Here is a 14,404-nt window from a genome sequence, read left to right as displayed (position 1 = left end):
AGCCATGGGCGGTGTGCCGGGCTTTATCGTCGAACGCCAGTTGGCGCACTTCAAGCTTGTACATCCTGATTATGAAGCCGGTGTGCGTGCGGCGCTCAAGACGGCGCACGGATACTAAAGCGCGTTTTAATCTGATTAAATCAGATCGACGTTCTCACCATAAGTTTAACGCGCATCTTATCCGAAAACCGTTCCAAACTTTTCGGAATGCGCGTTAATGCAGACTTTCTAAATAAAATAATTTATCAAAAATTACATCTACTTGGTGATTTTGACATCGCCAACTAAGTAATATTTATCTTGTAGGAAAACTTATGTTTAAAAAATTAACGGCCGAGTTTATCGGCACATTCTGGCTTATATTCATTGGTTGCGGTTCCGCGATTGTTTCCGCAGCATTCCCTAATCTTGGGATTGGTATTTTAGGCATAGCTTTTGCATTTGGTCTGAGCCTCATGACGATGGCTTATTCAGTTGGTGGAATTTCAGGTGCCCATCTCAATCCCGCAGTGTCGCTGGGATTGGCTGTTGCGGGCAAATTTCCAGCCAAATCTCTGGTTCCCTACTGGATAGCTCAGGTAGCAGGCTCGGTTGTTGCCGCTGGCGTTCTCTACATCATCGCCACTGGCAAAGCCGGGTTTGAAATCGGCGGTTTTGCAAGCAATGGCTACGGTGAACTATCACCGGATCACTACAATATTCTTTCCGCCGCGATCGCTGAAACTGTTTTGACGGGCATGTTCATCTTTGTCATCCTGAGCACAACATCGTCGCCTGCATTAGAAAGTATCGCACCGATTGCCATCGGCTTGTGCCTTACAGCGATAATTCTGATGTCTGGACCAATTGCAAACACATCTGTCAATCCAGCTCGGTCAACAGGTGTTGCGCTATTTGCCGCTGTTCCAGCTCTTAGCCAACTTTGGCTTTTCTGGGCGGCGCCATTACTTGGTGGTGTCCTAGGTGGAAGCGTTTGGAAACTTCTGTTCTCAAAATAAAATACTCTTGTAGTATATCAATACAGAGTGACCTTCTTGTTTTAGAAGGTCATTCTGACAGTTAATTAGCATAATTCTCAACGGTCGAGCGTATTGGGGCGGGGCGCTGAACGCGTTGCATAGTCAGGCGATCTGCCGGCTAGAAAATAAACTTCAAAAGATTGCTCTCGAGAGGCAGTTTCACTGGCAATTTTACCTCTAGAAAGGTTTTTTAACGATGAGTTCGACGTTTAAATCCTCCGGTACCCCCAGTCGATAGGCTCTGTCCAGCGCGGGATCATTCATTGCGAGTTCAAGGCTCAGTGCTGCAAGCGACGCTGCCGTTTGGGGACCTTCGCGAATGATTGAATCAGGCGATGAATGATCTATAATTGTGCCGAAGATTGATAGGGTGCCGTCACGATTGTCAAAAATTTCAATCGTTCTTGATTGCTGTGGGTAATCGATATGTGCTGCGGTGTTAACCTCCCAAAATCCGTGCTGGTTATTTCGGGGGTCGTAATGACTCCAGATACGGTTGCAGTGCGTATGACCGTTCACCCAGAGCACAACATTTGGAAAGCGGGACAGCAGTGCAATGAACTCGGCTCCACCGATACGGGTGTTGTCAGGCTGGCCAGCTGGCGCACGCTTGAGATTATCAAATGTAATCGAATTATGATGAGAGAAGATAACGATGATCGCGTCTTTATTTGCTGAATTAACGATTGATCCGTCAGTCGCATAATATTTTGACGAATTTTCCGTCAATTGGCGCTCCAGCCATTCGGCCTGAGGCGTATCAAGTGAGCCGTCAGGGCCGCCATTCGGATTGGTAGAATCAAGCATTATGCCGATGACGCCATCCGCCATATTGAATGCATAGTAGGCTGTCTGCTGGGCTAGATTGTCAGTTGAAAACCCGTGGCCGACGGGGCCGTAAGCGCCTGCCGCATCGAGATGTTTCTGTATAAATTCTTCCTTTGAAAAAGGGCGGCGATTTATCGACGGGACCGTATCCATGGATGGCAGGGAAGACATCAGTTCCTGTATTTGCGCGTTTGTTCCCTGAGTGACTGCGCCAATAAACATTTCAGGCGGCATCGCTTTGGGTAAGGCCGTGACCACCCGGTTCGAGACGCTTAGCGCGGATATGAAATCTGTGATGTTTCCCGCGCCAAAAACGCCATAGTCAAGCTGATCATGATTTCCAAAACCAGAATACCATGGCATTTTGAAACCTTCTGCTTTTACGGGTTGGCTTACCGCAGCTAAAAAGCCTTCGATTTCAGGGTAGCCAAATGCCCGTTTCCACAAATCGTCTTTATGTCCGTTGGATACGGGCTCTGGATGCCAGTAAGCATCGTAAGTTTCTTCGGTAAGGCCATGATTGCCCTGGACGCCGACATATTCCGTTCCGCTGGCGGACATGGTGGCCCATTCGCCATTCAGCAGTGCCAAGACGGTTTCAAGTTCGTGCATGGCGCGCGTATCGGCACTGTCACCGGTTGATATGGCAAAATCAAACTTTCGCCCGGAAACAGGCCCTTTAGAAAGAGCGTTCAAACGCCTGATCATCGCATCGAGCACATGCACTGTGAGCGTTTCTTGAGGGCGCCACGCGTTCGCCAACGGTGCCCCGTCAATGTTGCCATTTGGTCCACCATATTGGCGCATAAATGCCGCATGTCCCGGCGAAGAGGCATCAATAATATGCAAGTCTGTTATCTGGACAAAGGAAACAAGTGCTTTTCTGCTTTTCTCTCTGCCGTCAAATGCTTCTGACAGGTCTTGTCGCACGATAATAGGCCAGCCGTTATCGACAGCCGTTTTGCGATATGGTTTCCCTTTTTTTAGGTAATCGCCTGGAACAACAGATTCCTCCAGAGTGGTAACAGCTTCAGCGTAAAAGCGGCTCTGCGCCATGGCATTGTGGGAGGCGCAGCCACACACGGCAAAGGGTGCAGCACAACTCGCTTTTATAAAATTCCGACGCGAAAGAGCAAAATTAGTAAAAGAATATGATTTGATGCTCATAAAAATCTCTCTAGATCATGAAAACTGTCACGATGTTGACCATTTTTTGAATGATTAGGTCTATTTTTTGTTGTATTTTAATTTCAATAACAATCTGTGTATAAAAAATATTTTTTACTTGTTATTATTTAAGTATTATATAATATACATATGCGCGTTGTTCTAAGGGATTTAAGTTGCGATCTGAAACGACGCTGCTCGCAGTAAAACATCAAAAATATCTGGAAAAGCAATGGCCTCGGTGTGAAGCCCACTTGCCATGAAACTGGTAAAATGAGCACGCAGATGCCGACTGTATTATTGGAACATAAACAGCCGGCATCGAGAATGAACCGCATTCGCTGAGAGCGTGGTCTTGTCGGTGCGATGCGCCTGGGTGTTTTATCCGCCCGAAGCTGGCTCCCAGTTTTGGGGGACATGGAGCAATTGCGGAAACATGCATTCTACAAAACGCGCAGCGGTTGGCTGTGGCTCGTGATTGGCCAATCCAGGTCGCTCGTTGGCTTCGATGAACACATAATCAGGCGTTTCAGGTGATTTCACCATGAAATCAATTCCCACAACCGGGATGTCGATTGCGCGGGCAGCCTTGCAGGCGGCTTCGACGAGAGACGGATGCACCATTGCCGTTACATCGTGAATCGTGCCTCCCGTATGGAGATTGGCCGCCTTGCGTACGGTGATTTCGTGTGCATCCGCGAGAATATCGTCAAGCGTAAGCCCCTGCTGCTCAAGGCAACGTCTGGTCTCGGCATCAATCGGAATCCGGCTTTCACCGCCTGTTGCTGCAAGACGGCGACGTGACTGGACCTCGATAAGCCGTCGGATCGTGGATTTGCCATCGCCGATCACCCGCGGTGGTCGGCGTATCGCCGCCGCCACCAGCTTAAAGTCGATAATAACCAGCCGAAGATCATCGCCCTCAAAACAGGCTTCGAGCAACACCTGGTCGCACACTTCGCGTGCTTGTTTGATGGCGGCGCGCAAGTCTTTCATCGTCGTTACGCCGACTGAAATTCCACGCCCCTGTTCCCCGCGCGCGGGCTTTACGACCAGTTTATCGTGCTTTGCGAGAAAGGCTTCGAGCGTCTTGTCTTCGGCGTTTGCTGCTATCTGCTCGGGCACACTCAGGCCCGCTTTTGCGACGGTTCTGCGCGTGACGGCCTTGTCATCACAGATGGACATGGCAACACCCGATGTCATTTCCGAAAGGCTCTCGCGGCAATGGATCGAACGCCCGCCATGGGACAGGCGAAAAAAGCCGCCTTTGGCGTCTGTAATATCGACATGCACGCCGCGCCTTAGCGCTTCATCGACAATAATGCGCGCATAGGGGTTGAGCGCGCCAATTGCGTTGATCGGTTGCGCAAAGAATTTTTCATTGATCGCGTTCTTGCGTTTGATCGTGAAAAGCGGAACGCGGCGGAATTTCAATTTTTCATAAAGGCGGATTGCGTTGTCATTGTCGTATAGCACTGACAAATCCACGTGATTAAGCCCGCGTGCCTGAAAATGCTCGGCAAGCTTGCGCACAAGCTTTTCGCCAATACCCGGCTGTCGCGCCTGCGGATGCACGGCAAGGCACCAAAGTGAGCCGCCCTGATCCCTGTCGTTAAACAAACGTTGGTGATTGATGCCGGTGACAGTGCCGACAATTTCGCTGCTCGCGTCATCCTGCGCAACAAAATAGGTGACGGCTCGATTATCGCGTTCACATGAGAAGAAATCCGGGCGCAATTGCACCATGCCGCAGGCCGCATAAACGGCATTGATTCCGTCTGCATCGATTTCCGACACAGCGCGGCGAATGCTGATGCCACGCGTCTGGCGACCGCCGGCACGATAATTGGACAGATCAAGCCGGTAAGTGTGCGATGGATCGAGAAAGATTTCCTGCGGTGCCTGTGACAACAGCACATGCGGATCGCTGACATAAAACAGAATATCCCGGCTGGCCGGTGCTTCGGCGCGCAAGGCCTCAATGATTGCCTCGTTGCTTTCAAAGGTTTGTGCAAAAAGCAATCTGCCCCAACCGCAATCAAGCATCACATTGCGGTTGGTGGTGTCACTCGCGCCCTGCGCGTTGCCGTTTGAATGCTCCTGATAAAACCCTGCGCCTTCGGGTGTGCGCAGCCTTGTCAGCCTGTGCGAGAAAGCGTTTCTCCCTCTTGCTTTCTGCCGGGTCATGTCAACCTCACTTGTCTTTTTCATCTTAGGCCTCCCCATTTCAGGCCTCTTGCGTCTGAAGCCACATTTCCAGAAGTCCAGCCTGCCAGAGTTCCGAACCGCGCAACGGTGTGATGTGCTCCGACGGGTTCGCAAACAGACGATCCAGATAATCGCGCTGGAAAAGTCCGCGTTCGCGCGCCTTTTGCGATGAAAGCGCATCGCGCAGCATATCGAGATAGGGGCCAGCGATATATTTAAGCTGCGGAACCGGGAAATATCCCTTCTTGCGGTCGATCACAGCACTTGGGACGATCTTGCGTGCGACATCTTTCAAAATGCCTTTGCCGCCGTCGCGCAGCTTTTCCTCAGGTGGCATACGTGCGGCAAGCTCGACCAGTTCGTGATCAAGAAACGGCACCCGCGCTTCCAGACCCCAGGCCATGGTCATATTGTCGACGCGCTTGACCGGGTCATCGACCAGCATGATATTGCTGTCGAGACGAAGTGCGCGGTCAACCGGCGTATCAGCGCCATCGCGCAGCAAATGCTCTTCGATGAGATCACGGCTATAGTCGCGATCTGTCATCCAGTCGGGCGATAGCTGGGTTTTAAGCACATCATGCGAGCGGTCACAGAATGCCTTGGCATAATCGCTGACCACATCATTGGAGTCGACCAATGGCGGATACCAGTGATAGCCCGCGAAAACCTCGTCAGCCCCCTGACCGGATTGTACGACCTTGATATGCTTGGAGACTTCCTTGGAAAGCAGATAGAATCCGACATTATCATAGGAAACCATGGGTTCCGACATGGCGGCAATGGTGCCGGGAAGCGCATCCATCAGATCAGAAGACGGGACAAAGATCTTGTGATGGTCTGTGCCGAAATGTTTGGCGATAAGGTCGGAATAGACGAACTCGTCGCCTTTTTCGCCGTTGGCTTCTTCAAAACCGACAGAAAAGCTCATCAGTCCTGCCTGACCAGCTTCTGCAAGCAGGCCGACAATCAGGCTTGAATCCACACCACCTGACAGAAGAACGCCAACCGGAACATCGGAGATCATGCGGCGCTTTACGGCCAAGCGCAATTTATCAAGAAGCTGCTCTTGCCATTCTTCACGGCTGATGGCGTTGTCGCTTGGCCGACGGCTGTGCGGGGGCTGCCAGTAGATACGGTCGCGAAATTCACCATTGGCCTGATAAACGCGAATGGTGGCTGCTGGCAGCTTGCGCACGCCATTATAGATGGTGCGCGGCGGTGGCACCACGGCATGAAAACTCATGTAATTATGCAAGGCTGCGCGGTCGATTGACGTGTCGATGCCACCAGCTTTAACAAGCGCTGGAAGCGTTGATGCAAAGCGCAATGCGCCATTGACTTGCGCAAGATAGAGCGGCTTGATGCCAAAACGGTCACGGGCAAAGATTAGTTTGCCGGTATCGCGCTCATGGATGGCAAAGGCGAACATGCCGTGAAAACGCGAAACGCATTCCTCGCCCCAGGCATGCCACGCCTTGATGATCACTTCTGTGTCGCCATCGGAGAAAAAGCGATAGCCCATCGCTTCAAGTTCCGTGCGCAATTCCCGGAAATTATAAATACACCCATTAAAGACGACGCTTATACCCAGATCTGCGTCGATCATGGGCTGCTGGGATTTTTCAGACAGATCAAGGATCTGCAATCGCCGATGTCCGAAACCGACATGACCACGCACCACGATGCCAGATGCATCTGGACCTCTGGGCGCAAGGCAGTCTGCCATTTTCGAGATTGCCGAAACCGATGGTGTTGCACCATCGAACCTGACTTCTCCGCAAATTCCACACATAAAAAGGGTCGAAACCTCCATTGTAGTAACAACAAATGAGGCCGTCGTATGAGTGTATCGACGGCCTGCACATATTGCTAATGCGCATGCGCCGGGATGGTTCCGAAATTTTTGCTTTTTACGGATTTTGGCTTTTTGACAGCAGTTTTGCCTTGGAAATCATGTGTTTTTCGGCTGAAATCATGTGTTCCAGGGCTATTTTGCGCGCATCTTCGGGGCGGTTTTCAATCAAAGATGCCAAAAGGCGATGCTGAAACAACAGGCCTTCCTCGCGCGAGCTGGGTGTGGGATCGGCATAAATTGCGCGGGCGAGGGGCATATCACGCAGCAGCTTATGGGTAAGGCGGCAGATAAATCCGAGAAGCCGGTTGGGGCAACGTTGTGCAAGCTCGCTGTGAAAATCGAGCTCTGCTACGCGCTGCTGAAACTGATCATCAAGATTTTTCGGCGCGCGGTCGTAAAACCGCATCGTGCTTTCCAGCCTTTCCAGATCGGAACTGTCCAGCTTGCCTGCAAGCGATGCCGCAATTTCCGGCTCAAGCAGCTTGCGTATGGCATAAATCTCTTCAAGACCCGGTTGATCGAAGAAAAAATAATGCCCCAGCATTTCCATAGCATGTTCCGCCGATGGTTCGGCTACGAAAACACCGCCGCCGGGGCCGGTCCGCGTGAACAGCAGGCCCTGGGTTTCAAGCGCTTTCATCGCTTCGCGCACTGTCCCTTTTGCCGCCTTGAATTGGTCAATCAGGTCTTTTTCCTGCGGCAGCCGGTCACCGGGTTGCAGGCCTTCTGTCTGAATGACATGCCGGATACGCTCAGCAATCACCTCGGGCCGTCGCTTCGCTTTGCCTGGCGAAGCAGCATGAAGTTTGGTGCGGCTGTTTTGGGCCATGCCTTGCTACTCTCTTTTTATACGCGGCGCGCTATCGATAAGCTGACGTGTATAGGCATGTTGCGGGTTGGTAAAAAGGTCTTCCGCCGTGGCTTCCTCGACTATTTTCCCATAATACATCACAGCCACGCGGTCACTGATCGCCTCAACAACCGCAAGGTCGTGACTGATGAAAAGATAGGACAGGCCAAATTCCTGTTTCAACGCATCAAGCAACAGCAGCACTTGTGCCTGAACCGAGACATCGAGCGCACTAACCGGCTCATCAAGAACGATGATTTCAGCATTTGCTGCAAGTGTTCGGGCTATGGCGATGCGCTGCGCCTGTCCACCGGAAAACTCATGCGGATAACGTGATAAGGTGTCTTTGGGCATTTGAACGGCGTCGAGCAGCTCTTCCATGCGCCTTTGGCGCTGGCCTTGCTCAAGCCCCCCAAGAAGTTTCAGCGGCGTTTCGAGGATTTGTCGGATGGTCTTGCGCGGGTTAAGCGAAGCAACCGGGTCCTGAAACACATATTGAATAACTTTGCCAAAAGCCCGTGGCCCGGAACGTCGAAGAGCGCTTGCATCCTGACCGGCAATTGTCATTGTTCCATCGCTTGGGTCTGTCAGGCCCACCAGCATGCGCGCCAAAGTGCTTTTGCCGGAACCACTCTCGCCGACAATGGCCAGGGTTTCACCACGTGCCAGAGTAAGCGAGACTGACTTGACCGCTTCGACGGTGTGGCGCTGTTTGCCAAAAATTGTGCGTCCGCCACCAAAGGTTTTGCTCAGATTGTGCACGCTGATTGCTGCGTTTGTCATGTTGCAACCCCCCTCTGCTTATCATTGAACAGCTTTGCAACCCGGTCGTGAAAGCTCCCTCCCTGACCCAGTTCCGGCACGCAGGCAATCAGCCGCTTGGTATAGTTATGCTGCGGATCTGCGAGCACAGCCTTTGCGGTGCCTGTTTCAACGATTTCGCCATCCTTCATAACGGCAACGCGATCACAGATTTCAGAAACCACGCCAAAATCATGGGTGATGAACAACAGTGCCATACCCCGTTCGCGTTGCAGATCGCGCAGCAATTCGAGGATACGTGCCTGCACCGTGACATCAAGTGCGGTCGTGGGTTCGTCCGCAATGATAATATCGGGGTCGTTGGCAAGCGCCATAGCGATGCCGACGCGCTGGCGCTGACCACCGGAAAGCTGGTGCGGATAATGGTCTGCGCGCTCGGGAGCGTCGGGAATGCCAACTTTCTCAAGCAAAGCGATTGCCCGCCTTCGGCGTTCGGATGCGCTCATCGTGCTATGCGCGCTGATTGCTTCCTCTACTTGTTTGCCGATTGAATACATCGGATGCAGCGTGGTCAGCGGATCCTGAAACACATAGGCAACTTTGCTGCCGCGCGTTGCAGTCAGTTCGGTTTCCGTCATATTCAGCACGTCGTTCCCATCAAGATAGATGGCACCATTGCGGATCAATCCAGGCGGTGAGGCAACCAATCCCATGATGGAAAGCGCTGTCACGCTTTTGCCAGAGCCGCTTTCGCCAATCAGGCCCAGGCATTCGCCACGATTGAGATGCAGCGATACTTGCTTGACCGCCGGTGTATAGCTGCCATTGTTGACGAAGCCGGTTTCGAGCTTTTCAACGGCCAGAGCTGCGTCGGGCATCGCGGCTTTGGGCACGTTTCTGTTTTTGGCAATGGCGGTTCGTGCGCCGGGTCTTGCCAATGCACCGGAACGAAGCCGTGGATCGAGCACATCGCGGACGCCATCGCCCAGAACATTCAGGCTGATGACAATCAGAAAAATCATCAGGCCCGGCACAATGGAGACATGCGGTGCCGTGAACATTTGCGCGCGGCCTTCGCCAAGCATAGAACCGAGATCGGCTTGCGGTGGTTGTGCCCCAAGACCCAGAAAGCTCAAACCGGCTGTTTCAAGGATCATCCAGCCCGCCGTTGTCGACATGGTGATGACAATCACCGGCAACACATTTGGCAGCACTTCTGTGAGCAGAATTGAAATATGCCCCTTGCCTGAAAGCCGTGCGGCATCAACAAACTCACGATTGGCAAGGCCGAGTGCGGTGCCGCGCACATTACGCGCAAAGAAGGGAATATTGACGACCGCAATTGCATAAAGTGCATTCATCAATCCCGGCCCAAGGGCTGCGACGATTGCAAGCGCCAGCAGAATATAGGGGAAAGCCATCAACATATCGACGCCGCGCATCATCAGATTATCTGTGCGTCCGCCTGCATAACCCGCAACGATGCCAATGGTTGAGCCGATGATTGCGGCAATCAGCGTGGCTGCAAAGCCAACCGCAATCGAAACACGCGAGCCCCACAGAAGGCGGCTGAGAATATCGCGACCGAGCTGATCGGTGCCCAAAAGATGCCCCGCGCTAAAGACGGGTTGCAGCCTGTTGGCGGGTGCTGTCGCATACGGGTTCGGCAGCGGTAGGATGGGCACGATGAGGATGAGAACGCAGATCAGTGCCAGCAGGAAAAAGCCAAAAGCTGCAAGGCGATTGCTCATCAGCAATTGCCATGACGACAGACGTTCAGGCGTGTCCGAAACTGCGCTCATGTGCGTATCCTCGGATCAAGCATGGTCTGGATGACATCGGCAAGCAGATTAAACAGCACATAGCTGGCTGCCACGATCAGCACGCCGCCCTGCACAAGCAGGATGTCGCGGGTAGAAATCGCCTTGACCAGCATGGCGCCGATACCGGGCCATTGAAACACGGTTTCAATATAGACCGCGCCGCCCAGCACAAAGCCTGCCTGAATGCCGATCACCGGGATGACGCTGACAAGAGCCGCACGAAAGGCATGTCCGTAGATCACGCGGCGCTCGTTCAGCCCCTTGGCGCGTGCTGTGCGGATATAATCTTGCCGCAGCACTTCAAGCATTGCACCGCGCGTTAATCGTGCAATCACACCAGCCGCAACCACGGCAAGGGTGGAAGCAGGCAGGATCAGGTGCCAGATGAGATCTTTGAGATCACCGCCGCCATAGACCGCATACATGCCGGAAGCGGGAAGAAGACGCCAGTGAACCGCGAAGAGGTAGATCAGCAGAAGCCCAAGCCAGAATGACGGGATCGAAATGCCTGCCAGAACGATGAAGGTGATGGTGCGATCTGCCCAGCCAAACTGACGAACGGCTGAGACAATGCCTGCGAAAAGTCCGAAGATCGAACAGAGCACGAGCGCAACGCCTGCCAGAATGAGCGTGGCATGAAACCGTTCCAGCACTTCATCAAGCACCGGGCGGTTCAACACGAAGGAGCGCCCGAAATCCCCATGCAGGAGGTTGCTGATCCAGATGAAATATTGCTGGATCAACGGCTTATCAAGACCGAGGTCGCGGTTGATCCGCTCGACATTTTCCGGCGTGGCATAAGAGCCGAGGAGGGCTGTTGCGGTGTCGCCGGGAATTGATGCCATCACCAGAAAGACGATGACAGATAGTCCGAAAAGCACGGGAATGACTGCGACGAGCCGCTTGAGGATATAGACTGGCATTGGCTCTCCTCCGCTTTATATTTTGCATCAAAGGCTTTGGCAAATTTGCGCCAGCCACATGATTGCTGGCGCAATGTTTTATTGCTTGGTTACATCTTTGAGATGCAGCAGAAACGAAGGTTGAAGCCTGAAATTCTGCACGGCTGCGGTGGTGACGGCGTTTTGTTTCCAGTTGGCCACGAAAAGCCATGGCGCATCGTCGTGAACAATCGACTGAATCTCGCCATAGAGCTTGCCGCGCTCCGCCTGATCCGTTGATTGACGCGCTTTGGCCAGCAGGTCATCGACTTTGGGATTGGAATAATAGCCGGAGTTAAACCCGCCCTTGTCTGGCAATGCTTCGGTGCGCAGTGTGAGGAAGGGAACCGTATCCGGGTCATTGGTCATCCATGCCATTTCGGCCATGTCCGCCTTGCCATCAAGACCGGAATTCACACGACCAAGGAAGGTGTTCCACTCGTAGGTTTCGATTTTCACTTTAAAGCCTGCGGCCTGAAGATCGGCCTGAATGGCAGCACCCATATTGATCGGATCAAGCATCCCAGAGCCGCCTTCCGTGACATAGAAGGTCAATTCCGGATTGGTCTGATCTGCTTCCTGAAGCAGGGCTTTGGCTTTTTCGAGATCATAAGGATAAGGCTCGGTCGTATCGTTAACCCAGTTGAAAGCGGGCGGCACCGGACCGGCTGCAACGGTGGCAGAGCCTTGCAGGACGTTATCGACCAAGCCTTGTTTGTTGACCGCGTAATTTGCGGCCTGACGGACTTTCTTATCTGCAAACGGACCGCTCTTCGTGTTGAGAATGTTAAACCACACATGGGGCCCGGCCTGTTCTGCGACAGCAAAATTCGCATCCTGTTTGAAGGTCGCAAGGTTATCCGGCGGCACCTCAACCATGATGTCGATACCGCCTGCCATCATTTCAGCGACGCGGGTATTGGCATCGGTGATAGGCCGGAAGACAATCGCATTGAGTGTCGGTGCCCTGTCCCAATAATCGGGATTGCGCTCAACCACCACGCGCTGACCGGATTGCCATTCAGCAAATTTGAACGGACCGGTTCCCGATGGGTGGCGACCAAATTCAGCGCCATATTGCTCAATTGCGGTGGGCGAAACAATCAGCCCGGTTGGATAAGCAAGGTTTGAAAGAAACGGTGCAAAGGGTTCTTTCAGCTTGAACTCGACGTTTTGCGTATCGATGGCATTCACGCTTTCGATGGATTCAAAGTTGAAAGACAGCGGGAATGGACCGGTATTATAGAAAGGGTGATCCTTGTTCAGCATCCGCTCGAAGTTGAATTTGACCGCCTCGGCATTGAAATCGGAGCCGTCGTGGAATTTGATACCTTCTTTCAGCTTGAACTTATAGGTTTTTCCGTCATCTGAGATGGTCCAGCTTTCCGCAAGCGCTGGCTCAATCTCAAGCGTCCCATCCTTATAGCGCACCAGACCATCATAGACGTTTACAAGGATACGAAAATCATTGGTTGCTGTCACCGTATGAGGGTCGAGTGATTGTGGTTCGGCGATCTGCCCCACAATCAGCACATCGGGCGGTGTCTGCGCGCCAGCGTGAAATGTCACTGAACCCAGAACCAGAGTGGCCGCGGTTAAAACGGCGCGAAATAACCTCTTCATCAGCGGTTCCTTTCGTTTGGCCATGTTTGCCTGCAAGTCTGTCTGGGTTAATTTATAGGGAGAAAATAGAGTTTATCAATAAATTATCATAATTAATTTACGCGCATGAAAAAAGGCGGGATGAACCCGCCTTGCCAATGTCGTCGCCTGAATGGCTATTCTGTCGGCGTGTCTTCGGGCTTCAAATCCTGCTCAGCCGTGGTCGATGTCTGATGGGTGAAGCCCTTGAGACCCTTGGTTGTTTCCTCAGCATCGCGCTTGATCTCGACATCACTCATTGCATAATGAACGCTCAGCTTTGCGATGGAGGTGAGTGCGCTCAAATGAATGCGCTCATAGCCATGCGAGGCATCCACACCAAAGGTCAGAAGCGCCGTGCGCACATCATGTCCGGCCTCGACAGCCGATGCCGCATCCGAGCGATAATAGCGGAAAACATCTTTCTGCACGGGGATATCGTGCTCGCCGCAGAGCTCGTATAGCTTCCGGGTGAGGTGATAATCGAACGGGCCAGTCTGGTCTGCCATGGCAAGCGTTACACCAAACTCCGATGAGTTCTGTCCGGGTGCGGTTGTGCCATTATCGATCGCCACAAGCGATGCTATTTCAGGAACAACGACAGCAGAAGCACCCGCTCCGACCTCTTCAGCAATCGTGAAAAGCCAATAGGTGTCAACGGGCGTTTCAATATTCAGGCGTTGCATGGCTTCAAGAGAAGCGAGCATGATGGCAACGCCGGCCTTGTCATCGAGATGCCGCGAAACAATAAACCCGTTGTCAATGAATTCCGGCATTGGATCAACGGCAACAATATCGCCCACATCAATGCCAAGTTCGATCAGGTCTTCCTTGTTGCGGGCAAGCGCATCCACGCGCAGCTCAATATAATTCCAGCCGACAGGGAGCGTATCCACTTCTTCATTAAAGGTGTGACCGGAGGCTTTCAGCGGCAGGATGGAACCGCGATAGATACCTTTGGAGGAAAAGATCGAAACGCGCGCACCTTCGGCAAAGCGTGCCGACCAGTTGCCAATTGAAACAAGCTCCAGCCGCCCGTTTGATTTCAGATACTTAACTTGCGCTCCGAGCGTGTCTAAATGGGAGACAATACCGCGCGCTGGTTTGCGGGATTTTCCATTGCGACGTGCGCGGATCGCCCCGCGTCGCGTCAGAATGACTTCGAGGCCGAGCCGCTCCAGTTCGCGTGCAACAAAATGCACCGCTTCGTCTGTGAAGCCGGTCGGGCTTGGAATTGCCAGCAGGGCCGCTAATTTTTCGAGGAGATAGTTTTGATTGATCGCAATTTTGGTCATGCCTGATAATTT

10 protein-coding genes are annotated in these 14,404 nt (G+C 52.6%); 1 reads left to right on the top strand and 9 read right to left on the bottom strand.

The window, feature by feature from the left end; genetic code table 11:
- Positions 1 to 314: 314 nt before the first annotated feature.
- Positions 315 to 998 (top strand): aquaporin Z, encoded by a 684-nt coding sequence (aqpZ, locus tag ABE530_RS16755; protein WP_265987041.1) that lies wholly within the window; start codon positions 315 to 317, stop codon positions 996 to 998.
- A 198-nt stretch (positions 999 to 1,196) separates the two neighbouring features.
- On the opposite strand, the gene ABE530_RS16750 is transcribed toward aqpZ, so the two are convergent.
- The 9 genes from ABE530_RS16750 to ABE530_RS16710 form a co-directional block, all read right to left on the bottom strand.
- Complete coding sequence (locus ABE530_RS16750; protein ID WP_499695269.1) at positions 1,197 to 3,014, bottom strand: TIGR03767 family metallophosphoesterase; 1,818 nt, start codon at positions 3,012 to 3,014, stop codon at positions 1,197 to 1,199.
- Positions 3,015 to 3,395: 381 nt separating this feature from the next.
- Entirely contained in the window at positions 3,396 to 5,225 is a 1,830-nt protein-coding gene (ngg, locus tag ABE530_RS16745) for an N-acetylglutaminylglutamine synthetase (RefSeq protein ID WP_265986465.1), read from the bottom strand.
- 16 nt (positions 5,226 to 5,241) lie between these two features.
- Positions 5,242 to 7,017 (bottom strand): N-acetylglutaminylglutamine amidotransferase, encoded by a 1,776-nt coding sequence (locus ABE530_RS16740; RefSeq protein ID WP_265986464.1) that lies wholly within the window; start codon positions 7,015 to 7,017, stop codon positions 5,242 to 5,244.
- A 118-nt stretch (positions 7,018 to 7,135) separates the two neighbouring features.
- Positions 7,136 to 7,909: a FadR/GntR family transcriptional regulator gene (locus tag ABE530_RS16735; RefSeq protein WP_499695268.1), complete on the bottom strand. Its 774-nt coding sequence runs from the start codon at positions 7,907 to 7,909 to the stop codon at positions 7,136 to 7,138.
- Between the two features lie 6 nt (positions 7,910 to 7,915).
- Complete coding sequence (locus ABE530_RS16730; protein ID WP_499695267.1) at positions 7,916 to 8,713, bottom strand: ATP-binding cassette domain-containing protein; 798 nt, start codon at positions 8,711 to 8,713, stop codon at positions 7,916 to 7,918.
- Entirely contained in the window at positions 8,710 to 10,494 is a 1,785-nt protein-coding gene (locus ABE530_RS16725; RefSeq protein WP_499695266.1) for a dipeptide/oligopeptide/nickel ABC transporter permease/ATP-binding protein, read from the bottom strand. The genes ABE530_RS16730 and ABE530_RS16725 overlap by 4 nt, the downstream gene beginning before the upstream one ends.
- A complete protein-coding gene (locus tag ABE530_RS16720; RefSeq protein ID WP_499695265.1) occupies positions 10,491 to 11,438 on the bottom strand; it encodes an ABC transporter permease in 948 nt (315 codons plus the stop codon). Before ABE530_RS16720 ends, ABE530_RS16725 begins: the two co-directional genes overlap by 4 nt.
- Before the next feature lie 78 nt (positions 11,439 to 11,516).
- Positions 11,517 to 13,079, bottom strand: coding sequence for an ABC transporter substrate-binding protein (locus ABE530_RS16715; protein WP_499695264.1), 1,563 nt, complete (start codon positions 13,077 to 13,079; stop codon positions 11,517 to 11,519).
- A 155-nt stretch (positions 13,080 to 13,234) separates the two neighbouring features.
- Positions 13,235 to 14,392: an osmoprotectant NAGGN system M42 family peptidase gene (locus ABE530_RS16710; protein WP_265986458.1), complete on the bottom strand. Its 1,158-nt coding sequence runs from the start codon at positions 14,390 to 14,392 to the stop codon at positions 13,235 to 13,237.
- Positions 14,393 to 14,404: the final 12 nt, after the last annotated feature.

This window comes from Brucella sp. TWI559 (assembly GCF_039674265.1).
GTDB lineage: Bacteria > Pseudomonadota > Alphaproteobacteria > Rhizobiales > Rhizobiaceae > Brucella > Brucella chromiisoli.
The sequence above is the reverse complement of the archived record's forward strand: the minus strand, read 5'-3'. Positions and strand labels throughout refer to the sequence as shown.